Origin of the sequence: Streptomyces ziwulingensis (genome assembly GCF_039542605.1) — a bacterium.
Classification (GTDB): domain Bacteria; phylum Actinomycetota; class Actinomycetes; order Streptomycetales; family Streptomycetaceae; genus Streptomyces; species Streptomyces ziwulingensis.
On sequence record NZ_BAABIG010000060.1, the window covers coordinates 1 to 968 of the forward strand.

Annotated in this window: 1 protein-coding gene; it reads left to right on the top strand. The window is 69.6% G+C overall.

The features are described 5' to 3' along the window. A partial coding sequence (gene xylA / locus ABEB00_RS27030) for a xylose isomerase (protein WP_345622972.1) occupies nucleotides 1–966 on the top strand: 966 nt, incomplete at its 5' end. Nucleotides 967–968 lie beyond the last annotated feature (2 nt).

Sequence of the window (968 nt, forward strand, 5' to 3'; positions counted from 1 at the left end):
CGTGGGTCGCGGGTGAAGCGGTTCCGGCAGGCGTTGGACGCGACGGGCATGAAGGTGCCGATGGCGACGACGAACCTGTTCACGCATCCGGTGTTCAAGGACGGCGCGTTCACGGCGAACGACCGGGACGTGCGGCGGTTCGCGTTGCGCAAGACGGTCCGCAACATCGATCTGGCGGTCGAGCTGGGGGCGGAGGTGTATGTCGCCTGGGGTGGCCGTGAGGGTGCGGAGTCGGGCGGGGCGAAGGATGTGCGGGACGCGCTAGAGCGGATGAGGGAGGCCTTCGATCTGCTGGGCGAGTACGTCGTGGAGCAGGGTTATGACCTGAGGTTCGCGATCGAGCCGAAGCCGAACGAGCCGCGCGGGGACATTCTGCTGCCGACGGTGGGGCACGCGCTGGCGTTCATCGAGCGGCTGGAGCGGCCGGAGCTGTTCGGGGTGAACCCGGAGGTCGGGCACGAGCAGATGGCGGGGCTGAATTTCGCGCACGGTATCGCGCAGGCGTTGTGGGCGGAGAAGCTGTTCCACATCGACCTCAACGGCCAGTCGGGGATCAAGTACGACCAGGACCTGCGGTTCGGCGCGGGTGATCTGCGTTCGGCGTTCTGGCTGGTGGATCTGCTGGAGTCGGCGGGCTGGGCGGGGCCGCGGCACTTCGACTTCAAGCCGCCGCGGACCGAGGACCCCGACGGGGTGTGGGCGTCGGCGGCGGGCTGTATGCGCAACTATCTGATCCTCAAGGACCGGGCGGCGGCGTTCCGTGCCGATCCCGAGGTGCGCGACGCGCTGAAGGCGTCGCGGCTGGACCAGCTCGCCCTGCCGACCGCCGCCGACGGTCTCGCCGCCCTGCTGGCCGACGAGTCCGCCTACGAGACCTTCGACGCCGAGGCCGCCGCCGCGCGTGGCATGGCCTTCGAACACCTCGACCAGCTCGCCATGGACCACCTCCTCGGCGTCCGGGCCTGACA